General features: G+C 71.4%; 14 protein-coding genes. 11 read left to right on the top strand and 3 right to left on the bottom strand.

Features of this window, described 5'->3' with window-relative positions; all coding sequences use genetic code 11:
- Entirely contained in the window at positions 1-1,527 is a 1,527-nt protein-coding gene (locus HNO83_RS04940) for a molybdopterin-dependent oxidoreductase (protein WP_175336412.1), read from the bottom strand.
- 716 nt (positions 1,528-2,243) lie between these two features.
- On the opposite strand from HNO83_RS04940, the gene HNO83_RS04935 reads away from it, so the two are divergent.
- The 4 genes from HNO83_RS04935 to HNO83_RS04920 all read left to right on the top strand — a co-directional run bounded on the left by HNO83_RS04935 (position 2,244) and on the right by HNO83_RS04920 (position 6,804).
- The gene (locus HNO83_RS04935; RefSeq protein WP_175336411.1) at positions 2,244-2,468 is read left to right on the top strand and encodes a hypothetical protein; all 225 of its coding nucleotides are present in this window, start codon (positions 2,244-2,246) and stop codon (positions 2,466-2,468) included.
- A gap of 77 nt (positions 2,469-2,545) precedes the next feature.
- Positions 2,546-5,134 carry a DEAD/DEAH box helicase gene (locus tag HNO83_RS04930; protein ID WP_175336410.1) on the top strand — a complete coding sequence of 863 codons (2,589 nt, stop codon included), beginning with the start codon at positions 2,546-2,548 and terminating at the stop codon, positions 5,132-5,134.
- Positions 5,135-5,263: 129 nt separating this feature from the next.
- Positions 5,264-6,475: an inorganic phosphate transporter gene (locus HNO83_RS04925; RefSeq protein WP_175336409.1), complete on the top strand. Its 1,212-nt coding sequence runs from the start codon at positions 5,264-5,266 to the stop codon at positions 6,473-6,475.
- Positions 6,472-6,804: a peptidase gene (locus HNO83_RS04920; RefSeq protein WP_175336408.1), complete on the top strand. Its 333-nt coding sequence runs from the start codon at positions 6,472-6,474 to the stop codon at positions 6,802-6,804. Before HNO83_RS04925 ends, HNO83_RS04920 begins: the two co-directional genes overlap by 4 nt.
- 75 nt (positions 6,805-6,879) lie before the next feature.
- Here the strand turns inward: HNO83_RS04920 and HNO83_RS04915 are convergent, their stop codons facing one another.
- A complete protein-coding gene (locus HNO83_RS04915; RefSeq protein WP_175336407.1) occupies positions 6,880-8,157 on the bottom strand; it encodes a uracil-xanthine permease family protein in 1,278 nt (425 codons plus the stop codon).
- A 173-nt stretch (positions 8,158-8,330) separates the two neighbouring features.
- Between HNO83_RS04915 and HNO83_RS04910 the strand changes: the two genes are divergently transcribed.
- The 6 genes from HNO83_RS04910 to HNO83_RS04885 all read left to right on the top strand — a co-directional run bounded on the left by HNO83_RS04910 (position 8,331) and on the right by HNO83_RS04885 (position 14,582).
- Complete coding sequence (locus HNO83_RS04910) at positions 8,331-9,719, top strand: NCS2 family permease (RefSeq protein ID WP_502708420.1); 1,389 nt, start codon at positions 8,331-8,333, stop codon at positions 9,717-9,719.
- A 138-nt stretch (positions 9,720-9,857) separates the two neighbouring features.
- On the top strand, positions 9,858-10,145 hold the full coding sequence (locus HNO83_RS04905) for a hypothetical protein (RefSeq protein WP_175336406.1): 288 nt from the start codon (positions 9,858-9,860) through the stop codon (positions 10,143-10,145).
- A 92-nt stretch (positions 10,146-10,237) separates the two neighbouring features.
- Positions 10,238-10,921, top strand: a complete 684-nt coding sequence (trmB, locus tag HNO83_RS04900; protein ID WP_175336405.1) for a tRNA (guanosine(46)-N7)-methyltransferase TrmB — start codon at positions 10,238-10,240, stop codon at positions 10,919-10,921.
- A 107-nt stretch (positions 10,922-11,028) separates the two neighbouring features.
- A complete protein-coding gene (locus HNO83_RS04895; RefSeq protein ID WP_175336404.1) occupies positions 11,029-12,405 on the top strand; it encodes an aldehyde dehydrogenase family protein in 1,377 nt (458 codons plus the stop codon).
- A gap of 168 nt (positions 12,406-12,573) precedes the next feature.
- Positions 12,574-14,115, top strand: coding sequence for an aspartate ammonia-lyase (locus HNO83_RS04890; protein WP_175336695.1), 1,542 nt, complete (start codon positions 12,574-12,576; stop codon positions 14,113-14,115).
- Positions 14,116-14,228: 113 nt separating this feature from the next.
- On the top strand, positions 14,229-14,582 hold the full coding sequence (locus tag HNO83_RS04885; protein ID WP_175336403.1) for an ABC transporter substrate-binding protein: 354 nt from the start codon (positions 14,229-14,231) through the stop codon (positions 14,580-14,582).
- Here HNO83_RS04885 and HNO83_RS04880 read toward each other — a convergent pair.
- Positions 14,552-14,776 (bottom strand): hypothetical protein, encoded by a 225-nt coding sequence (locus tag HNO83_RS04880; protein ID WP_175336402.1) that lies wholly within the window; start codon positions 14,774-14,776, stop codon positions 14,552-14,554. The genes HNO83_RS04885 and HNO83_RS04880 overlap by 31 nt on opposite strands.
- 326 nt (positions 14,777-15,102) lie before the next feature.
- Here HNO83_RS04880 and HNO83_RS04875 point away from each other — a divergent pair, with 326 nt between their 5' ends.
- Positions 15,103-23,175: a DUF5979 domain-containing protein gene (locus HNO83_RS04875; RefSeq protein ID WP_175336401.1), complete on the top strand. Its 8,073-nt coding sequence runs from the start codon at positions 15,103-15,105 to the stop codon at positions 23,173-23,175.
- Positions 23,176-23,503: the final 328 nt, after the last annotated feature.

Raw genomic sequence — 23,503 nt, 5'->3', positions numbered from 1 at the left:
CTAGACCACGGTGACGCTGACGCTGTGCAGCCCGGTCGCGCCATCCGGCACCACGTCCCGCACGGTCGAGGTCTGGACCGTGCCGTTCGCATCCGTCGCCCGCACGGTCAGGGTGCGCGCGCCGGGAGCCGCGTCCCACGCGTACCGCCACTGCCGCCAGGTGTCGGCCGAGATCGCGTCGGCGAGCGTCGCCTCCTGCCACGGTCCGTCGTCCACGCGCACGTGCACGGCGCTGACGCCGACGTGCTGCGACCAGGCCACGCCGGCGACCGCGACCGTCCCGGCCTTCACCTCCCGGCCCGCGGCGGGGACGTCGATCCGGGAGGAGAGCTTCACCGGTCCGCGCTCCGACCAGCCGCGCTCGGTCCAGTACGCGGTGTGGTCGGCGAAGCGGGTCACCTCCAGCGACACCACCCACTTCGTGGCCGAGACGTAGCCGTAGAGGCCGGGGACGACCATCCGCACCGGGTAGCCGTGCTCGAGCGGGAGCGGCTGGCCGTTCATCCCGACGGCGAGGATCGCGTTCCGCTCGTCGGTCAGGGCCTCGATCGGGGTGGATGCCGTCCAGCCGTCCTGACTGGTCGAGAGCACCATGTCGGCGCCGGCGGACGGCTTCGCCCGGGCCAGCAGGTGCCGGATCGGGTAGCCGAGCCAGGTCGCGTTGCCGATCAGGTCGCCGCCGACCTCGTTCGAGACGCAGGTCAGCGTCGTCGTCGACTCCTCCAGCGGCAGCGCGAGCAGCTGCGCGAACGTCAGCTCCACCTCCTGATCGACCATCCCGTGGATGCGCAGCCGCCATCCCCGCGGGTCGATGCCCGGGATCTGCAGGGCGGTGTCGATGCGGTAGAAGTCGGCGTTCGGCGTGATGAGCGGCGAGAGGCCCGGGATGTCGAACGACGCCCCGGCCGGGATCGGGGGAGCGGTGGCGGCCGGGGACGGCAGCTTGACCGCCGCACGGGCGGCTGTCGCGCCGCGGAAGCCCGAGGCCGACGCCTGGCCGACCACCAGGGCCACCGCACCGGCCGCGGCCGTCGCTGCCGTGCTGCCGACGAAGCGCCGCCGGCTGACCCGCCCGCGCGGCGCGACGCGGGTGGGCCGCGTGTCGCGCAGCATCCCGATCAGCCAGCCGAGCAGCAGCACGGCGACCACCGCGGCGAGCACCGACGGCACGGCGTCGATGACGCCGTTGCCCGCGCGCGTCACCGCGGCGACGACGCCGATCACCCCGCCGAGGCCGATCAGGATGCGGCCCAGCGGCGGCCGCCGGAACTCCAGCCAGCCGGCGAGACCGGCGCCGGCCAGCACGACCACGGCGAGCGCGACGATCAGGAACGCCTTGTCGCCCGTGCCGAACGCGGCGATGACGGCCTGCTTGAGCCACGCCGGGGCGAGATCGATCAGGAGCGCGCCGACGGTCAGCACCGGGCTGCCGTTCTGCACGACGAAGGCGCTGACGAGCTCGGCGAGCCCGACACCCGCGACGACGCTCGCGACGCCGGCCGCCGCCGGCCGCCAGAACTCAGCCATGGGTCAAACCTATTGCCGCCGGCTGTGTGCGCGCTCGATCCCGCCGTCCGGCGCCGGGCCGCCCTTGTCGTCGGGGTGTGACACCCGAGGGATCATGTCCGGGGTCGTGTTGTCCTAAATCGACGGTGCGATGCGGGTTTCCGGCAGTGTTCGGGGTGCAGGCAGTTGATGCCCGTGCGGTTGCGGACTGCGACCTTTCCGGCCTGACGGGTCGGGTGAAGGACAGTTTGTCCGCTCGTTCGATGAGGAACGAAAGTGGAGGTTCTCGATGCGGAGATCTCGTGTGAACGTGTCGATGGCAACGCTGGCCGGCGTGTGCGTCGTCAAGAACGCTGCAACCAACGCTCTCCGAGCGGGACGTTGTATCCAGCTGAACATTCCACATGTCGGACCGGGGCTCATCTACGATGTCAAATGGTGACCAGCCGAAGGCGGGGCTCTTCTCCCTCGTCGAGGACTTCTTCGTTTCGCTCCTCGTCGGTGCTGCTTTGGCAGCAGTCCTGGTGACGATCGACGCTTCGCCGCGGGCGATTCTCGCAACCGCGCTCGGAGCTCCCGGAGTCTACTTCCTCGGGCAGAGATACCGGCGGTTTCGGGCTCGCAAGCAGGTTTGAACCGGATTGAGCCGCTGCCGCAACTGGGCGTTCAGCTACACCTACCTCGGTCAGCTCGTCAAAGCGGGTTGCGCGTAGGTTGGCGGAAGGAAAGGCATTGCGATGAAGTTTCGCCAGTGGATTTGGTTCGTGTCCGTGTTCTGGATAGCGATCCTGATCGCCCTCGCCCTCTGGTTGCCCAACGGAGGGATCATCGACCCCAGCAACTGGGCTCCGCTGGGGATCTACTGTTGCACCCTGTTCGTGATCGTTCCAGCCGCCATGGTGGCTCGGTGGCTCGAGCGTCGAGAAGCCGATGATGCCGCATTCCGACGGCAGCAGCCGTAGGCAGTGAGCAACGCGAGGGGCGGTTCCGGACCTTCGGAACCGTCCCTCTGCGCATGGGTGTGACAGGCTTGGGGATCATGTCCGACGCCGCCCCGCCCGCCGCCCGCCGCCTGCGCGTCGAGGACATCCCGGGGTGGTCCGGGCCGGGGTCGGTGAGCGAGGACGCGGTCTACGACACCTTCGTGGCGTGGGTCGAGGCGGGCGGCATCCAGCTCTACCCGGCGCAGGACGAGTCGGTCATCGAGGTCGTGGGCGGTGCGAACCTCATCCTGAGCACACCCACCGGCACCGGGAAGTCGCTCGTCGCCGTGGGCGCGCACTTCGCCGCGCTCGCCCGCGGGGAGCGCACGTACTACACGGCCCCGATCAAGGCGCTGGTCTCGGAGAAGTTCTTCTCCCTCGTCGACATCTTCGGGCCGGAGAACGTCGGCATGACCACCGGCGACTCCGCGGTCAACGCCGATGCGCCGATCGTCTGCGCGACCGCCGAGATCCTCGCCAACCTGGCCCTGCGCCACGGCGATGAGACGCCGGTCGGGCAAGTGGTCATGGACGAGTTCCACTTCTACTCCGACCCCGACCGCGGCTGGGCGTGGCAGGTGCCGCTGCTCACCCTCCCGCACACCCAGTTCGTGCTCATGTCGGCCACGCTCGGCGATGTCACGGCGCTCGCCGCCGACCTGGAGCGCCGCACCGGCCGCGCCACCGCGACGGTCACGGGCGTCGAGCGGCCCGTGCCGCTGCACTATTACTACGAGGTCACCCCGGTCCACGAGACGATCGAGGACCTGCTGCACACCGGCCAGTCGCCGATCTACGTCGTCCACTTCTCGCAGCTGGCGGCGCTGGAGCGGGCGCAGTCACTCTCCAGCGCCAAGATCGCCAGCAGGGAGCAGCGCGAGGCGATCGCCGACCTGATCGGCGAGTTCCGTTTCACGACGAGCTTCGGCAAGACGCTCTCCCGCCTGCTCCGGCAGGGCATCGGCGTGCACCACGCCGGGATGCTGCCCAAGTACCGGCGCCTGGTCGAGCAGCTGGCGCAGCGCGGGATGCTGCGCGTCATCTGCGGCACGGACACGCTCGGCGTCGGCATCAACGTGCCGATCCGCACGGTGCTGTTGACCGCGCTCACCAAGTTCGACGGCACCCGGATGCGCCAACTGAACGCGCGCGAGTTCCACCAGATCGCCGGCCGGGCCGGCCGCGCGGGCTACGACACGGCGGGCACCGTGGTCGCCCAGGCGCCGGAGCACGAGTCCGAGAACCTGAAGGCGTTGGAGAAGGCCGGCGACGACCCGAAGAAGCGCCGCAAGATCGTGCGCAAGAAGGCGCCGGAGGGCTTCGTGTCCTGGGGCGAGCCGTCGTTCCGCAAGTTGATCGAGGCAGAGCCCGAGACGCTCACCTCGTCGATGCAGATCACCAGCGCCATGCTCATCAACGTGATCGGCCGCGGCGGCGACGTGTACGGCCACGTCCGCGACCTGGTGTTCGACAACCACGAGCCGTGGAAGCGGCAACTCGCGCTCGCCCGCCGCGCGATCGAGCTGTACCGGTCGCTGCTGACGGCCGGTGTCGTCGAGGCCGTGCGCACGGGCGGCTCGGTGGAGATCCGTCTCACGGTCGACCTGCAGCCCAACTTCGCCCTCAACCAGCCGCTGTCGCCGTTCGCGCTCGCCGCGTTCGAGCTGTTCGACGCGGAGTCGCCCGTCTACGCGCTCGACATCGTGTCGGTCGTCGAGGCGACGCTCGACGACCCGCGGCCGGTGCTCTCCGCGCAGCAGTTCCACGCCCGCGGCGAGGCCGTCGCGGCGATGAAGGCCGAGGGCATCGAGTACGAGGAACGGATGGAGGCGCTCGAAGAGGTCACGCATCCGAAGCCCCACGACGTGCTGCTGCACGAGGCGTTCGCCACCTACGCCTCCAGCCAGCCGTGGGTCGCCGACTTCGAGCTGCGCCCCAAGTCGGTCGTGCGCGACCTGTACGAGCGGGCCATGACCTTCGGCGAGTTCATCGCGTTCTACAAGCTCGCCCGGTCGGAGGGCGTCGTGCTGCGCTACCTGTCCGACGCGTACCGCGCGCTCAACCAGACGGTGCCGCTCGAGGCCCGCACCGAGGAGCTGCGCGACATCGTCGAGTGGCTGGGCGAGCTGGTGCGGCAGGTCGACTCCAGCCTGCTCGACGAGTGGGAGGAGCTCGTCCACCCCGACGCCGCCCGCCACGCCGCCGAGACGACCGAGCTCGCGCCGCCGGCCCCCCGCAACGTCACCACCAACCGGCGCGCGTTCTTCGTGCTGGTGCGGAACGAACTGTTCCGCCGCGTCCAGCTGGCCGCGCTCGACCGGGTGCACGACCTCGGCGTCCTGGAGGCGGAGGCCGCAGTGCTCGCCGGAGGGGCCCCGCCGTTCACCGAGGCGCAGTGGGACGAGGCGCTGGAGCGGTACTACGCCGAGCACGACGAGATCCTCACCGACGCCTCCGCGCGCTCCGCCGCGATGCTCCTGGTCGACGAGAAGCCCGACGGCGAGGAGGGCGTCTGGCGGGTGCGCCAGATCATCGCCGATCCCGCCGGCGACAACGACTGGGGCATCGCCGCCGACGTGCTCCTGGAGGACTCGGCGCGCGAGGGCGTCGCCGTGGTGCGGGTCACCTCGGTCGGGCGGCTCTGACGAGTTTGACCCGACGCAGGCGCCGTGTGAGTATCGTCACGGTGTCTGAACAGCGCCAGTCCCTTGCATGAACTCCCGATGACGTCTTAGGTCGGGAGGGACGCATCCGACGACACGAGAAAGATAACGGTGGACCTCACCCTCATCGTCGTGCTGGTCATCCTGCTGGCGCTCTTCTTCGACTTCACGAACGGCTTCCACGACACCGCCAACGCGATGGCCACCCCCATCGCGACCGGTGCGATGCGCCCGAAAGTCGCGGTGGCGCTCGCCGCCGTGCTCAACCTGATCGGTGCGTTCCTGTCCACCGAGGTCGCCAAGACCATCTCCGGCGGCATCATCAAGGAGGGCGACGGCGGCGTGCAGATCACCCCGGTGCTCATCTTCGCGGGCCTTGTCGGCGCGATCGTCTGGAACATGGTGACCTGGCTGTTCGGCCTGCCCTCGTCGTCCAGCCACGCGCTGTTCGGCGGCCTGATCGGCGCCGCGATCGTGGGGGCGGGCATCCAATCCATCGACTTCGTGGTCGTGCTCGACAAGGTCGTGCTGCCCGCGCTGATCGCGCCGTTCACCGCGGGGGTGGTCGCGTGGAGCGCGACGAAGCTCGCGTACTGGATCACGCGCCGGTACGACGGCCGGCCCGACGGCCGCGGCGGCTTCCGCTACGGCCAGATCTTCTCGTCGTCGCTTGTCGCGCTGTCGCACGGCACCAACGACGCTCAGAAGACCATGGGCGTCATCACCCTGACGCTGATCTCGGCCGGCCTGCAGCCGCTCGGCTCCGGCCCGGAGATCTGGGTCGTGATCGCCTGCGCCCTCGCGATCGCCCTCGGAACGTACTCGGGCGGCTGGCGCATCATCCGCACGCTCGGCCGCGGCCTGACCGAGGTGAAGCCCGCGCAGGGCTTCGCGGCGGAGACGAGCACGGCGGCCACGATCCTGGCGTCCAGCCACCTCGGCTTCGCGCTCTCCACGACGCAGGTGGCCTCCGGTTCCGTGATCGGCTCGGGACTCGGCCGCCGCGGCTCGTCGGTTCGCTGGGGGACGGCGGGCCGCATCGGCATCGGCTGGCTGCTCACCCTGCCGTCGGCAGCGATCGTCGGGGCGGCCGCGGGCCTGCTGGCGAACCTCGGCCCGGTCGGCGTCATCATCGACACGATCGTGGGCACCGCCGTCGTCGTCTACATCTTCTGGCGCGCCCGCCGCAACCGGGTCAGCAGCGAGAACGCGGTCAAGCCGGTGCCGCTGCAGGGAAAGAGCGAGGTCGCGCAGTCCGGCAAGGCCGTCAAGATCGAGAAGGTGAAGCCGCTCAAGCGCGAGCGGCCGAGGAGGTCGGCATGATCGACTGGGCAGCGTTCGTCCTCGTCTTCGTGGCGGCCCTCGTCGGCTCCTGCGTCGTCGTCGCGTTCTACGCGCTCGGCACGCGCCTGCTCGCGGTGGCGGGCCGGGCCCTCTTCGTCGAGCCGGTGGAGTTCACCGACGCGATCACCGTGCTCACGCCCGAGAAGGCGGCCAAGCTGCAGCGCAAGGCCGAGAAGGCCCAGCGCAAGAACCCGCTGACCGCCGGCCGCAAGCGCTTGGCGCTGACCGGCGCCTACGCCTGCTTCACCGCGTGCGCGCTGGCGGTCCTCTACGGCCTGTACCTGATCATCCCGTACTTCCACCAGTAGCCCCTTCTCCGAGGTGCTCGCAGATGCTGCGATTCCAGCGGAATTGGAGCATCTGCGAGCACCTCAGCGTGAGGGTCAGTCGGTGCCGCGGGCGCGGGCGATCGCGTTCATGACGTGGTAGACGACGATCGCGGCGATGGCGCCGAGCGCGATGCCGTTGAAGGTCAGCTGGCCGAGGTTCAACGTGAAGTCGCCGATGCCGATGATGAGCGCGGTGGCCGCCGTGAACTGGTTCTTCGGCTTGGAGAAGTCGACCTTGTTGTCCAGCCAGATCTTCACGCCGATGATGCCGATGAGGCCGTACAGCGCCGTGGTGACGCCGCCGAGCACGCCGGCCGGGATCGTGTTGATGACCGCGCCGACCTTGGGGGAGAGGCCCAGCAGGATGGCGACGATACCGGCGACCCAGTACGCGGCCGTCGAGTAGATGCGCGTCGCGGCCATGACGCCGATGTTCTCGCCGTAGGTGGTCGTCCCGGAGCCGCCGAAGAAGCCGGCGATGGTTGTGGCCAGGCCGTCCGCGAACAGGGCGCGGCCGGTGAGACGGTTCACCGACGGGTCGGTGAGCTGGGCGACCCCGCGGATGTGGCCGACGTTCTCGGCGATGAGCACGAGCACGACCGGGAGGAAGGCGGGCAGGATGCCCCAGGTCGAGGCGGGGGAGGTGAACGGGTTGGCCGGGAGGGTGAACTGCGGGAGCCCGATCCACGCGGCCTTCTCGACGCCGCTGAAGTCGACCTGCCCGACGATGACCGCGAAGACGTAGCCCACCGCGACGCCGAGGAAGATGGAGAGCCGGCCGAGCATCCCGCGGAACAGGACGGTGCAGAGGATGACGGCGGCGAGCGTCACGAGCGCGGTCACCGGCGCCTTGGCGAAGTTCGCGCCGGCGGCGGGTGCCAGGTTGAAGCCGATCAGGGCGACGATGGCGCCGGCCACGACCGGGGGCATGAGCCCGTCGATCCAGCGGGTGCCCGTCCCGATCACAATGAGCCCGACGATGGCGAGCAGGATGCCCGTGATCAGGATGCCGAACAGCGCCGACGGCATCCCGTGCGCCTTCGTGGCGGCGACGATCGGGACGATGAACGCGAACGATGAACCGAGGTAGCTGGGCAGCCGGTTGCCGGTCACGACGAGGAACAGCAGCGTCCCGACGCCGGAGAACAGTAGCGTCGTCGCCGGCGGGAAGCCGGTCAGCAGCGGCACCAGGAACGTCGCGCCGAACATCGCGACGACGTGCTGGGCGCCGAGCCCGATCGTCCGGGGCCAGGTGAGCCGCTCGCCGGGCAGCACGATCTCGTGCGCTCCGACCTTCTTGCCGTCGCCGTGCAGCGTCCAGGGCAGTGCCATGCGTGTCCTTCAGTGCTCTCGAGTCGGAATAGGCTTGGTGCTGCGCATTCGCGCATACTCGACGAACCTGAATCCTCGCCGGGCACCGCCCACCGATCCTACGGGAGTTCACCATTTCCGCTTCGACCAGCGCGCCCACCACGGCCAAGGGGCGCTTCGACCGCTTCTTCGAGATCAGTGCCCGCGGCACCACCTGGGGCACCGAGGTGCGCGGTGGCGTGCTGACCTTCGTCACCATGGCGTACATCGTCATCCTGAACCCGCTCATCCTCGGTGGGACGAAGGACGTCGTCGGCCACACGCTCGGCACCACGCAGGTGGCCGCGGTGACCGCCCTCAGCGCCGGCGTGATGACGGTGCTGTTCGGCCTGATCGCGCGCCTGCCGTTCGCCTTCGCCGCGGGCCTCGGCATCAACTCGTTCCTCGCCGTCAACGTGGTCAAGATCCTGACCTGGCAGGAGGCGATGGGACTCGTCGTCATCAACGGCATCATCATCGTGCTGCTGTCGGCGACCGGGCTGCGCAAGCTCATCTTCAACGCCGTCCCCGCGCCCCTCAAGACGGCGATCACCGTCGGCATCGGCCTCTTCATCGCGTTCATCGGCTTCGTCGACAGCGGCTTCGTCCGCACCACGACGCTGTCGTCGCCGCCGGTCCAGCTGGGCGAGGCGGGCTCCATCGCGACGCTGCCGACGATCACGTTCCTGATCGCGCTGGTCATCATGGGCGTGCTCATGGCGCGCAAGGTCAAGGGCGCGCTCCTCATCGGCATCGTCGCCGCGACGGTCGTGGCGATCATCGCCGAGGCGATCTGGCACGTCGGCCCGTCCATGGGCAAGAACCCGGCCGGCTGGAACCTCACCGTCCCGCAGTTGCCGACCTCGCTCGTGTCGCTCCCGGACCTCAGCCTCGTCGGCCAGGTCGACCTGTTCGGCGCCTTCGGCCGGATCGGCGCGCTGGCCGCGATCATGCTGATCTTCACGCTCGTCTTCACCAACTTCTTCGACGCCATGGGCTCGATGACGGGCCTCGCCCGGAGCGCTGGACTCGCGAATGAGGACGGCACCTTCCCGCGGCTGCAGTCGTCGCTGATCGTGGAGGGTGTCGGCGCGATCGTCGGCGGCGGCGTCTCGGCGTCGTCCAACACGGTGTTCGTGGAGTCCGCCTCGGGAATCGGCGAGGGCGCCAAGACCGGGTTCGCGAGCGTCGTCACCGGCGTGCTGTTCCTGCTGGCCATGTTCTTCACGCCGCTGACCCAGGTGGTCCCGCTGGAGGTCGCGGCCGCGGCCCTGGTCGTCGTCGGTGCCCTCATGGTGGTTCAGATCCGGCACATCGACTTCAGCGAGTTCTCGGTGGTGCTGCCGGTGTTCCTGACGATCATCGTCATGCCGCTGACCTATTCGATCGCGAACGGCATCGGCGTCGGCTTCATCAGCTGGGTGCTCATCCGCTCTCTCGCCGGGAAGGCGCGCCAGATCAGCCCGCTGCTGTGGATCGTGGCGGCCGGCTTCCTGATCTACTTCGCGCGCGGCCCGATCGAGGGCCTGCTCGGTCAGGTCTGACCCGCCCGGCGATTCGTCACGAATGGGCGCTGTTCGTCACGAATGGCGCCCATTCGTGACGAACGGCGGGGTGACCTCAGGGACAAGTCGGGGGTTACCCCGATACCGGGCGCGAGCGCGGGTCGGTTGGATGGATGCATGACCACCACCACTCCGTACCAGACCGCCGCGCCCGTCCGAACCCTGAGCGTCACGAGCTTCGTGATCGGGCTCTCGTCGATCGTCTTCGGCTGGACTCTCGTCGCCCCGATCGCGGGGCTCGTGCTCGGCATCCTGGCCCTGAGGCGGGAGCCGCTGGGACGGACCTTCGCCATCTGGGGCATCGTGCTCAACGCCGTGATGCTGGCGGGCGCCGCGATCGGCATCGCGTTCGCCGTCGTCGGGCTCGGCGTCGGCCTCATGGCGCTTCCCTTCGCCTGGCTCTAGTCGGTGACTGCGGCCTGCTGTGACCGATGCGGGCGCTCGCGCAGCCGCAGACGTTACGCGAGGCCGCAGTCGCGGTGCGGGACAATGGGGGGATGGAACCATCCCCCCTCGTCCGGCCGCGCAGCTTCGTCGTCCGGGGACGCAAGACCGAAGCCCAGCAGCGGGCGATCGACGAGCTGTGGCCGACCTTCGGCCTCGAGTTCGACGGGTCGCCGCTCGACCTCGACGCCGCGTTCGGCCGCACCGCGCCGCGCGTGGTCGAGATCGGCTTCGGCAACGGCGAGAACCTCCTGACGCTCGCCGAGCGCCACCCCGACCGCGACTTCCTCGGGATCGAGGTGCACGGCGCCGGCATCGGCCGCGTGCTCGGCGCCATGCGCGACCGGGGGCTCCGCAACATCCGCATCGTCCGCCACGACGCGGTCGAGGTCTTCGACCGCGGACTCGCGGCAGGATCCGTCGACGAGATCCTGATCTTCTTCCCCGACCCCTGGCCGAAGGCCCGCCACCACCGTCGCCGGCTCGTGCAGCCGGAGGTCGTCCGGCTGCTCGTGCGGGCGCTCGCGCCGGAGGGCGTGCTGCGGCTCGCCACCGACTGGGAGCCGTACGCCGAGCACATGATCGAGGTGCTCGACGCCGAGCCGGCCCTGGTGAACCAGGCCGGCGCCGACCGCTTCGTCCCGCGCCCCGACGACCGCCCGGTCACCAAGTTCGAGCGCCGCGGCGAACGCCTCGGCCACGCCATCTTCGACCTCGAGTACCGCCCCGCCCGCTGACCCGCCCCACCCCAGCCATCAGCTCCGGAGTTGTTCGACCCGACACGCCGCAACCGGGTCGAAAAAGTCCGGAGCTGACGGTGCGGGAGTGTCCCTAGGATGGGCGCATGACGCACACGGTCGAGGAGCTCCGGTCCGCCTTCGATGCCGGGATCACCAAGCCCCTCGCGTGGCGGCTCGCCCAGCTTCGGGCGCTGCGGCGGATGCTCACCGAGCGGTCGGCGGAGTTCGAGGACGCCCTGCTCGCCGACCTCGGCAAGAACCCGACCGAGTCGCAGATCGCCGAGCTCGGTTTCGTCGTCGGCGAGATCGACCACGCGCTGAAGCACCTGCGCCGCTGGCTGCGCCCGAAGCGGGTGTCGGTGCCCGGAGCGCTGCTGCCGGCACGCGCATCCACCCTGCTGGAGCCCGTCGGCGTCGTGCTCGTCATCGCGCCGTGGAACTATCCGGTGCAGCTGCTGCTCGCCCCGCTGGTGGGTGCGCTCGGGGCGGGCAACGCCGTCGTGCTGAAGCCCAGCGAGCTGGCGCCGGCCACTTCCGCCGCCATGGGCCGCCTCATCCCGCAGTACCTGGACCGCCGGGCCGTCGCGGTCGTCGAGGGCGGCGTGGAGGAGACCACCGACCTGTTGGCGCAGCGCTTCGACCACATCTTCTACACGGGGAACGGGCGGGTCGGCCGGATCGTCGCTGCGGCCGCCGTGGAGCACCTGACGCCGGTGACCCTGGAGCTCGGCGGCAAGTCCCCGGTCTACGTCGACGGCACGGTCGACATCGCCGCGGCCGCCCGCCGGATCGCCTGGGGCAAGTTCATGAACGCCGGCCAGACCTGCGTCGCGCCCGACTACGTGCTCGCCGACCGGGCGGTCGTCCCGCGACTCACCGACGCGCTGCGCGACGCCGTGCGCGAGCTCTACGGCGACGACCCGGCGCAGAGCCCCGACTACGGCCGCATCGTCGACGACAGGCAGTTCTCCCGCCTGACCGGGATGCTCGACTCCGGCACGACCGCGATCGGCGGCGATCACGACGCCGCCACGCGGTACCTCGCGCCGACCGTCCTGGTCGATGTACCCGGGGACGCCCCGGCCATGGCGCAGGAGATCTTCGGCCCGATCCTCCCCATCCTGCCGGTGGACGGCCTCGACGACGCGATCCGCTTCATCCGCGCAGGCGACAAGCCGCTCGCCCTCTACGTCTTCACGTCGAGCGCAACCGTGCGGCGCCGCATCCTGACCGAGACCAGCTCGGGCGCGGTCGGCTTCGGCATCCCGGCCGCGCACCTCGCGGTCGCAGGCCTGCCGTTCGGCGGGGTGGGGGAGAGTGGCGCGGGCGCCTACCACGGCGAGCGGTCCGTCCGGACGTTCAGCCACGAGAAGGCGGTGCTCAGCAAGCCGCTCGCCCCCGACACGATGCAACTCGTCTACCCGCCGTACACCGAGGGCAAGGACCGCTTCGCGCGCGGTCTGCTGCGCAAGCTCGGCTGACCGCCAGCGTGTCGAAGGGAGTCCGGGATAGCGGACAGCACGTCCACTCGGCGACCCGATCCCGGGGGTAGGCTCGGCACTGCCGGAGGCCACGAACGTCCGGCGCCAGATACGCATGCCAACGCACAACGAGAGGCAACGGTGCCAACCGTGAACCCGACAGCAACCATGGGCGACCCGAAGACCACCCCCATCCCCGTGATCGACTCCTCCGAGAACGTCTCCGACGTTCCCACCCCCACCGCGGACGGCCGCCCCACCCGCGTCGAGACCGACTCGCTGGGCAGCCGCGAGATCCCGGCAGACGCCTACTGGGGCGTCCACACCTCGCGCGCGCTCGAGAACTTCCCGATCGCCAAGCGGCCCATCTCGGTCTATCCCGACCTCATCGTCGCCCTGGCCAGCGTGAAGCAGGCCGCGGCGCGCGCCAACCTGGAGATCGGGGTGCTCGAGCCGCACAAGGCCGAGCTCATCGACCGTGCCTGCCAGCTCATCATCGACGGCGGCTTCCACGACCAGTTCGTCGTCGGCGTCATGCAGGGCGGCGCAGGCACCTCGACCAACATGAACGCCAACGAGGTGATCGCCAACATCGCCCTGGAGCTCGACGGCCGCGAGAAGGGCGATTACGCCCACCTGCACCCGCTGGACGACGTCAACCGCAGTCAGAGCACCAACGACACCTACCCCACCGCCATCAAGATCGGGCTCACCTTCGCACTCGGCCACCTGCTCGACGAGCTCGCGCTGCTGCGCGACTCCTTCGCGCACAAGGCGGCGGAGTTCCGCAACATCCTCAAGGTCGGCCGCACGCAGCTGCAGGACGCCGTGCCGATGACACTCGGCCAGGAGTTCCACGGGTTCGCCACCACCCTCACCGAGGACCACGCGCGCCTCACCGAGACGAAGTGGCTGCTCGCCGAGATCAACCTCGGCGCGACCGCGATCGGCACCGGCATCACCGCGGACCCCGGATACGCGGCCGCCGCCGTGCGCCACCTGAACGCCATCACGGGTCTGAACCTGGAGACCGCACCCGACCTCATCGAGTCGACCAGCGACGCCGGAGCGTTCATGTCGTTCTCCGGGTCGCTCAAGCGCAGCGCAATCAAGCTGTCGAAGATCTGCAACGACCTGCGACTGCTGTCCTCGGGTCCGCAGGCGGGTCTCGGCGAGATCAACCTGCCGGCTCGCCAGGCGGGCTCCAGCATCATGCCGGGCAAGGTGAACCCGGTGATCCCGGAGGTCGTCAACCAGGTCGCGTTCTCGGTGGCAGGGGCGGATGTCACCGTCACCATGGCCGCGGAGGGCGGCCAGCTGCAGCTGAACGCGTTCGAGCCGGTCATCGCGCACTCGCTGCTGCAGAGCATCACGTGGATGGCGCAGGCCTTCCGCACGCTCCGGATCAACTGCGTGGACGGCATCACCGCCAACGAGGAGCGCCTCGGCGCCATGGTCGGATCGTCGATCGGCGTGATCACGGCGCTCACCCCGCACATCGGCTACGCGGCGGCCGCTGCCCTCGCCAAGTCGGCCCTGCTGACGGGCCGGAACGTCGCCGATCTCGTCGTCGAGGCGAAGCTGATGAGCCGCGAAGAAGTGACCCGTCTCCTGTCGCCCGCCCGGTTGAGCGGCCTGGAGGTCATCACGACCGCCATCCCGGTCATCCAGGCCGAGGCGATCGCGGAGGCGCGCGAAGACGGCGACTGACCGCCGCGTCATCGTTCCGCCGCAGCCCTCGTCTACCCCAGCGAAGGGGTGAACACCGTGTTCCGCGCCGACCCGGCCGGAGTGCCGGTGTTCCACGGCGGAGGGCGGCGCGGGTGGCGAGGGACGAGCTGCTGGTCGCACGTTTCCTCGGCGCGATGGAGCGCGTCCCGGGTCTCGAGGTGGTCGACCGCACCGGACCCGTGCTGCGGGTGCGCACGGCCGACGGCCGCAGCGCGATCGTCGGGATCCGCCCCGGAGCGATCGCGGAGACGGTGCGGCGGGTCTCCGGCGACCCGGCGCTCTCAGGCCTCGCCGGGGCGGACGATGTGACGCGGTCGTTCACGCTGTTCCTGCTGGAGCTGCAGGCCGCGCTCTCCGCGCCCGCGTCGCCGCCCATCCGGCGATGGGACTACACCCCGCGCGGCATGGTCGCCGATCAGCCGCGCACGGGCATGCTCCCCGCGTAGCGGTAGCGGGCGCGTCCGGGCCATCCGGAGGCGTCGCTGAGCAGGAACACGTCGATCACCCGCTGCCCGCCCGCGTCGACGGCGGGGACGCGGATGTGCGGCGGGGGCTCGCCGTGTTCCGGCGGCGGCATCGTGACGGTCTTGACGACGCCGTCGTGGAAGAGCTCTGCGAGGAAGCCGGCGGTGTCGTCCATGCCTGCAGGGTAGGGCGCGGCGGCGGCGCCTGAAAGGCAGTCGTGCCAGGGGGACCCGGCGGCGAGCACCGCTCGGTCACAGGATCGGGACGAATCCGGCGACTGTCTTTCGTCCCCCGAAATGCGGACCTAGGGTGTGCCCCAATCGCGGTGACGCTGCCGCGGGAGTGCCCGGTGCTTACCCCACCGGGGATGCCGACCCGAACAAGGCATGGTCTCTGATGCGTACCCGAAGCAGCTCTTCAGCGCGCCCGAAAACCCGACGTGGGCGCCGTTCCGCCCCTCGCACGACCCGCGAGCGCGGGTACTGGTCGTGGCGCGAGTCGGTGCTCGCCCTGATCACCGCCCCGGCGCTCGTGCTGGGCGTGACGGTCGCCGCGTCGGGCGCTCCCGCGCGGGCGGAGGAGGCGCCGTCGACGCAGCAGCCGGCGGCACCCGCCCCGGCCGCCCCGTCCACCACGCCCTCGTCGTCGCCGCCGTCAGCGTCGGCCTCGCCCACCCCGTCGGCGGAGACGGCCCCGGCACCCGCCCCCGCGCCGGCGCCCGCGGCTCCGTCCCAGCAGGCCGCCCCCTCGCAGGCAGCCGCCGCGCCGGAGGTCGCCGCGCTGGCGGCCGGCGACCCCGTGCTCACGATCACGAAGGTCGTCGTGAACACCGGAGGCGGCACCGCGACCCCGTCGTCGTGGACGTACACCCTCACCGGCAAGCGGAACAACGGCAACGACGTCAGCCCCGCGGTCGGGTACACCTTCCAGAGCGGCGTCGCCCGGTCGGTGACGGCGACGGCGACCACGGGCAACGGCGCGAGCGTGCTGCGCACGTACTCGATCACCGAGAGCGGCGGCCCAGGGAGTTACGTGCTCAGCGGGATCGTCTGCACCGGCGCGACCGCCAACGGCACGTTCTCCGGCGGCACGCTCGCCGGGCTGCAGCTGCACGCCGGCGACACCGCATCCTGCACGATCACCAACACGTACCAGGCCCCGCCGACGGCGTCGATCGTGGTCCGTGCGGGCGGCCAGCGCACCGGGGCCGCCACCGTCGGCGCGCTGCCGGACGGCGCCGTGTACCAGGCCGTCCCGGTCGGCGGCGGCGCGGCGGCGACCTGCGCACTCGTCTCCGGGCAGTGCACCCTCTCCGTCCCCGCCGGCGCCGCCTACACCGTCTCGGCGCAGACCGCGGCCCCCGGGTACTACCTGAGCCCGAGCCTGGATGTCGGCGGCTCGTCGAGCGGTTCGCCGACGACGTACGCGTTCCGCACGGGAACGCTGGCCGCGAACTCCACCACCACGGTGCCGGGCACCGACGTCACGAGCGTCTACACCGACGCGAACGGCAACCGGTTCAGCGGGATGCTGGCGCAGTCCCTTCAGAACCCCGCGGTGCAGCAGATGTGCGGCCTGCGCATCGCGCTCGTGCTCGACCAGTCCGGCTCGATGGCGGGCGCGAAGCAGACCGCGCTCAAGGCGGCGGCGAACGACGTGGTCACCTCGCTGACCGGGACGCCCTCCACCCTCGCGGTCTACACGTTCTCCGACACCACCGGACCGAGCATCGCGGCGACCTCCACCGCGTCAGCGTCGGCCGCTCAGCCGCTGCACACCTTCATCAACGGCCTGGCGACGCCGAGCGGCTACACGAACTGGGACCGCGGCCTCGGCCAGGTCGGCTCCGGCTTCGACCTGGTGATCCTGCTGACCGACGGCAACCCGACCACGTACGCGGGCGGCACGGTCGACGGCAGCAACGCGCGCATCGCCTACGTCGAGCAGGGGATGTTCTCGGCCAACCGCATCAAGGGCGCGCTGGGCGAGCGGCTGGTGGCGGTCGGGATCGGCGTGGACGGCGGCGAGGAGAACCTGCGCGCCGTCTCCGGCCCGGCCGCGGGCAGCGACTACTTCGCCGAATCCGACACGGGATTCGGGGACACGCTCAAGCAGCTGGCCACCGGCTCCTGCAGCAACACGGTGACGGTCCAGAAGCGGATCGAGACCGCCTCGGGCACGATCGTCGACAACTCACCGGCCGCGAACGGCTGGAACTTCTCCGGCAGCGTCTCCTCCGGCACGATCGACGCGTTCGCCCCGACCGCGACGCAGAACGGCAGCACGGGCTTCACGAGCGCCCCCGTGGGCGTCGCCGCCGGCTCGTCACCGACCGTCTCCCTCACCGAGACCCCGCAGCCGGGCTACACGCTCGACCGGGCGAACTCCTCCTGCCGGGTCGACGGCCAATCCGTCGCGATCGGCGGCAGCGGGACGACGATCAGCTTCACCGGCGCGGCGGGCGTGGCCATGTCGTGTGTGTTCGTGAACAAGCAGGTGCAGACCTACGGCACGTTCAGCGTGACCAAGCACGTCACCGGCGACGGCGCGCAGGCGGCCGCGGGCACGGGCTTCGCCGTGCACTACAGCTACCCGGCCGGCGCCGGCTACGCCGCCGGCAGCGGCGACCTGAGCATCACCGACGGCGCGACGGCGACGAGCCCGAACCTCCCGACGGGAGCCGTCGTCACCCTGACCGAGGCCGCGCCGGCCGCCGTGCCCGGCGCCACCTGGGGCACCCCCTCGTTCGCGCCGTCCTCCACGGTGACGATCGCCGCGAACACGACCACGGCGGTCACCCTCACCAACCCGATCACCCACGACACCGGCAGCTTCGACGTGCGCAAAGCGGTCGCGGGAGACGCCGCCGGGCTGGTCGGGGCGGACGCGCAGTTCCGCATCCACTACCAGTGGGATGCCGCGGCGGACGGGAGCTTCCCGGCCGGCGACGGCTCCCTCACCATCCGCAACGACGGGGTCGTCGTGGCCGGACCGCGGGTTCCCGTCGGCGCGAGCGTCGTGCTGGGCGAGCTGCCGGCCGCGCCGGTCGCGGGCGCGTCGCTCAGCGACGTCTCCTTCGCTCCGGACAGCCCCCTCCGCATCGCGGACAAGGACGCGACCATCCACGTCGTCGTCACCAACACCTACACGCTGAACCGGGGGACGTTCTCGGTCGCCAAGCACCTCTCCGGCGACGCCGGGCTCGTGCCGGGCGACACGCCGTTCACCGTGGACTACAGCTACCCGGCGGGATCGGGTTACCCGTCCGGGTCGGGCCACCTGACGGTGACCCCGGACGGCGGCGCCGTGCGCTCGGATCCCCTCCCGCAGGGCGCCGTCGTCCACCTCTCCGAGGCGGCCCGGCCGCCGATCGCGAACGGCACCTGGGGCGACCCGGTGTTCTCGGCGAACGACATCGTGATCGGCGACGGCACCGACGTCGCGATCGCCCTGACCAACCCGATCAGCCACGACACCGGGACGATCAGCGTCGTCAAATCGGTCGCGGGCGACGGCTCGGGCGCCGTTCCCGCCGACGCCGCCTTCACGGTGGCGTACCGCTGGGAGGCCGCGCCGAACGGAGGCTACCCGGCGGGCGACGGGACCATCACCGTCCACAACGACGGGGTCGCGGTCGAGATCCCCGACGTGCCGGTCGGTGCGGCCGTCACCCTGACGGAGGGCGCGCACCCGTCGTTCCCGGGAGTCGGCTGGCGCTCCGGGACCTTCAGCCCGGCCGGTCCCGTCGTCGTGGAGGGCGACGGGCAGACCGTGGCCGTCACCCTCACCAACGTCTACACCGTCGACACCGGCGGGTTCACGATCGCGAAGCGGGTCAGCGGCGACGGCGCGTACCTCGCGCCCTCGGGAGCCGTCTTCACCGTCCACTACAGCTACACCGGCGGGATCGCGGGCCGGCCGGGTGCGGGAACCCTCGGCCTGATCGCCGGTGTCCCGCAGAGCGTCACCGGCCTGCCCGCGGGCGCCGTGGTGACGTTCCAGGAGGACGCGCCTGCCGCGGTGCCGGGCGGCACCTGGGGCGATCCCGTGTTCGACCCGGCACCGCTCACCATCGACGCCGGCGGCGACGCCACCGTGACGGTGCAGAACCCGCTCGCCGAGATCCATCCGACGCTGCAGCTGGAGAAGATCGTCACCGACGAGGTGCTGCCGCCCACCGACTGGGTGCTCACCGGCACCGGCGACTACTCGCCGACCGTGACCGACCCGGACGGCGGCGGCACCGCGGCGGTGGCGGTCCGGACCGGCGCCGCGTACACCCTCTCCGAGGCTCCGAAAGCGGGCGCCGACGGGACGGGAGAGTTCGCCGCCGGGGAGTGGACGTGCACCGACACCGCCGGCGGATCGTTGACCGTCGACCGCACAGGGCCCGGAGCGGCGACCCTGCGCGGACTCTCGGCCGGCCAGGCCGTCGTCTGCACCGTGACGAACACCCACCAAGACCAGGGCGTCCGCCTGCAGAAGACGCTCGCCGGTCCCGCCACGCAGAACCCGGACGGGACGTGGACGATCGGCTACACACTCGCCGTCGCCAACCGCAGCGCGCTCGCCGCCACGACGTACGACCTCGCCGACGCGCTCCACTTCGGCGGCGGCATCGTCGTGCAGCAGGCGACTTGGAGCGGTCCCACCTCCGGCGCCTTCTCCGGAACCACGGCCACCCTCGCTCAGGGCGCGGCGCTCGCCGCGGGCCAGACCGCCGACTTCACGGTGAGCGTCACGGCCACGGTCGGGGCGTCCGCCTGGCGCGACCGGACCACCGACTGCCCCGACGGCTCGGGGGACGGCGGGTTCCTCAACACCGCGACCGTCACCTCTGCAGGCGAGACGAGCTCGTCGTCCGCCTGCGACAGCCCGGGCACGCTGACCGTCCGGAAGACAGCGGGCGAGGTCGCCCAAGGACCGCAGGGGCACGTCACCATCGGCTACGACATCGTCGTGAGCAACACGACGCCGAAGCCGCAGTTCTACGATCTCGCCGACACGCCGCAGCCGGCCCCCGGTGCGACGGTGGTCTCCGCGACGGCCACGAAGAACGGCGACCCGGTGCCCTACGACGGCGGCACCCTCGCCTCCGGGGCGGGCATCGGCGGCGGGAGCCCCGAGCATCCCGTGACCGACCACTACACGGTGACCCTGGAGGTCGACGTCGCCGCCTTCGAGACCGCGCAGGCGACCTGCGACGGCGCAAGCACCGGGCTGTTCAACGCCGCGACCCTCAGCACCGGGAGCATCACGACCGAGGCCGACGCCTGCGCCGACCTGCCGACCGGCACGATCACCCTGGTGAAGACGGTCGCGGCGGGCTTCGGCGGCGACCAGCGCTCCGACGCGTGGACCCTCACCGCCGCCGGCAGCAGCGGCCGGACGATCAGCGGACGCTACACCGCGAGCGACCCCGACCCCGCCATCACGAAGGTCGTGGTGCCGACCGGTTCGTACGCGCTCACCGAGGGGCCGGCCATCCCGGGCTATGCGCTCACCGGGCTGACCTGCGCCGACGCGAAGGACGGCGCGGTGGCCGTCCGCGGCGGCGCGGTCGAGCTGGCCCCGGGGATGGACCTGACCTGCACGTTCACGAACACGCCCCGCCCCGCGCACCTGACCCTCATCAAGGAGGTCGCCGATCCGGACGGGAGCGGCACGACCAGGACCCCGCACGACTGGACGTTGACCGCCACGCCCGCCTTCGACGGCTTCGAGCCGGTCAGCGGCCGCGGCGACCCGCAGCGCCCGGACGGCGTCTCCTCCGTCGCGGTCTGGGCGGGCCGGTACGACCTGTCCGAGTCCGGCCCCTCTGGCTTCGCCGCAGGGCGGTGGACCTGTGAGGGGGCGAGCGTCGACGGCTCGGCGGTCACCATCCCGCTCGGCGCCGACGTCACCTGCACCATCACCAACACGGCCGCTCTGCCTCGGCTGACGCTGGTGAAGGTCGTCGACAACGGCGACACGGGCGGCCGGGGGGTGCCGAGCGACTGGATCGTCTCCGCCGCCGGCCCCACCTTCTTCGGCGGCCCCGGCTCGGACGACCCGTCGCAGCCCGACCCCGCGATCACGCACATCGGCGCCGCGGTCGGCGACTACACCCTCTCGGAGGACGCGTCCGCGGCCCCCGCGGGGTACGAGCTCGCCGGCCTGAGCTGCACGAACACGGTCGACGGCACCGTGCTCGACACCACCGTCGCCGACCCGACCCTACACCTGGCGGAGGGGGACGACGTGGTGTGCACCTTCACCAACCGCGCCATCCCGGCCGCCTGGACGCTGAGCAAGACGAGCAACCGCGGTGCCACCGTGATGCCGGGGGATGTCATCCGCTACGAGCTGACGCTGACGCACACCGCCGGCGTGCTGCCGCGGTTGCTGCTGCTCCGCGACATCGACGACCTGAGCGGGGTGACACCGCACGCCGCGTTCGTGCCGGGAAGCCTGTCCGCCTCGTCCGGCGCCGCCACCCTGCAGGACGGCCGGCTCGACTGGACCCTGACCGACCTGTCGGGCGGGGCCCTCACGGTCGCGTACAGCTTCCGGGTGGCACAGGATGCGTGGGGCGTCACCCTGCGGAACGCGCTGACGCCGCCGCGCGACGTGACCTGCCCGGAGGGCACCTGCGAGACGACGTCGAGCACTCCCGACCTCGAACTGTGGAAGACGGCCACGGTCACGTCGAAGGCCGACCCGGCCGACCCGACGCGGGTGCTCCCGGGCGGCACGGTGGCCTACACGCTGTCCGCCCACAACCCGACCGCGGTCGACCTGCCGGCCGGGCAGACGGAGACGGACGATGTGAGCGGCCTGACCGGCCGCGCCACGCTCGGTGCCCTCGGCGCGGGACTGAGCCGCGACGGCTCCGACCGGCTCACGTGGACGCTGCCCGCCGTGCCCGCGGGGGCGACCGTGTCCGTCGGCTACACCGCGACGGTCGCCGACGACGCCGCGGGGAGCACGCTCACCAACACCCTCGTGCCCGGCACCGGTCACTGCCTGCCGCCAGCCGACGACGGCCCGAGCTGCACGACCAGCAACGACGTGCCGCGCATCGATCTCGGGATGGTGAAGACGGCCTCCACGGAGGGTCCTGTGGATGACGACCCGGGTGCGAGCAGCGAGTACGCGTACACGCTGACGGTGACCAACCATGGCGACACCGCCGCGACCGACGCCGTCGTCACCGACGTGCTCCCGGAGCAGATCGACCTCGACGTCGAGAAGGGGAGCGGCGGCTTCGACGACGTCCCCGCCGGCTGGACACCCGCGTTCGACCCGGCGACCTCCACCGTGACCGTGCGCATCCCGTCGCTCGCGGTGGGCGGCACCGCGGCCATCCGGATCCATGTCCTGGTGCGGCCTGTCGTTCACGGCTCGGTCGACGCGCCGGTCGGGGCCGTACCGCCGGGGCAGGACGGGCCCGACCCGGTCACCCCGCCCGCGACGATCGATAACCGGGCGTGCGTGGCGGTCGCGGAGGACGTCGACCCGTCGAACGACTGCTCTGCGGCGTCCGTGCCGCAGAGCGCCGTCGCGGCCAACGTCTGGGTGCAGTGCCAGGCGGACGTCCCGTACCTGCACTACGACGTCCGCACCACGCCGAACCTGTCCGGCGAGCCGGTGACGCTGCAGTGGACGCCGTCGCAGCCGGGGACGAACGGTGTGCCCGCGAGCGATCTGGCCCCCGACCCGGCCGGGGTCACCAGGACGCTGCACGACGGCGACAGCGGAACCATCCTGTGGCCGGGCGCCGCCGTGGACGGCGACGGTGTCGGCGTCGGCTTCCCCGGCTGGCGGCCGATCGCCGAGAGCGACTACGACGCGAGCGGCGCACTGCGCTTCCCGCCCGCCCAGGTGTTCGAGGGGCTGGTCTACGACCCGTCGACGGTCGCCACCGACGCCTGGCGGTACCCGTCGACGGTGACCATCCGCGTCAACCCGACCGAGACCTACACCGTGGTGTACCCGCCCGCCGCCACGGCCTGCGCGGTCGCCCGGGTCGCCAAGGTGGGCATCGTCAAGACCGCGAGCACCCCGCTCACGCATCCGGGCGGCACCTTCGGCTACACGCTGCAGGTGGACGATCTCGGCCTCGGCGCGGCGGATCCGGTCACACTGACCGATCCGATCCCGGCGGACCTGCGCGTCGACTCCATCGCCACCGACACCACGGCGTTCCCGCGCTGGCAGGACTGCGCGGTCGTCGGCTCCGACGGCGACGGGTTCGGCGGGACGCTGACCTGCACGCTGTTCGGCCCGCTCTCGGCGTCCGCGCCGTCGGCGCCGGAGGTGAACGTGCGGGTGACGGTGCGGACCGGGACCGCCGCATCCAGCATCTCCAACACCGCGAGCGTCTGCTCCCGGCACCAGGGCGATGCCGCCGCGGTCACGGAGTGCGCGCAGGCGACCGCCGTCGTGTACCTCAGTGTGGCGACGCTGCTGGCCGCGACGGGCCTCGACCTGTCCGCGGCCGGTGGGCTCGCGCTGGCGCTGCTGGCCTCCGGCGCCCTGCTCTGGACGGTGCTCCTGCGCCGCCGGCGCCGATATGCGGACATTGGTGTCTAGGCTTCCCGGCCGGTCGTTCGCCAGAGTTGAGGCAGGCCTTCACAGAGGTCGTCATGCCTGACATGACGACAAGGGTGCCGGCGCCGTTGACTCTCGCTGCACCGGGCGCCGGCACCCGTCCTTCACCGCGACGGCTGAGGGCCGCGGGGGTCCGTCTCCGACACACGGTACCGCCTGCACCCGGGTCGTGGCGTCGCCCGAATTCGGGGGTGCTCCGGTGTGCGCGGGTGCAGCGGCCGATGCGTCATGGATGCACACTACGGCCGATATTAAAACGTGCGGTATTCCCCCAATCGAGGGGATGCGACGTCCTCTCCGCCCGGGCCGG

It is taken from the genome of Leifsonia sp. C5G2 (assembly GCF_013359685.1).
GTDB lineage: Bacteria > Actinomycetota > Actinomycetes > Actinomycetales > Microbacteriaceae > Leifsonia.
The sequence above is the reverse complement of the archived record's forward strand: the minus strand, read 5'-3'. Positions and strand labels throughout refer to the sequence as shown.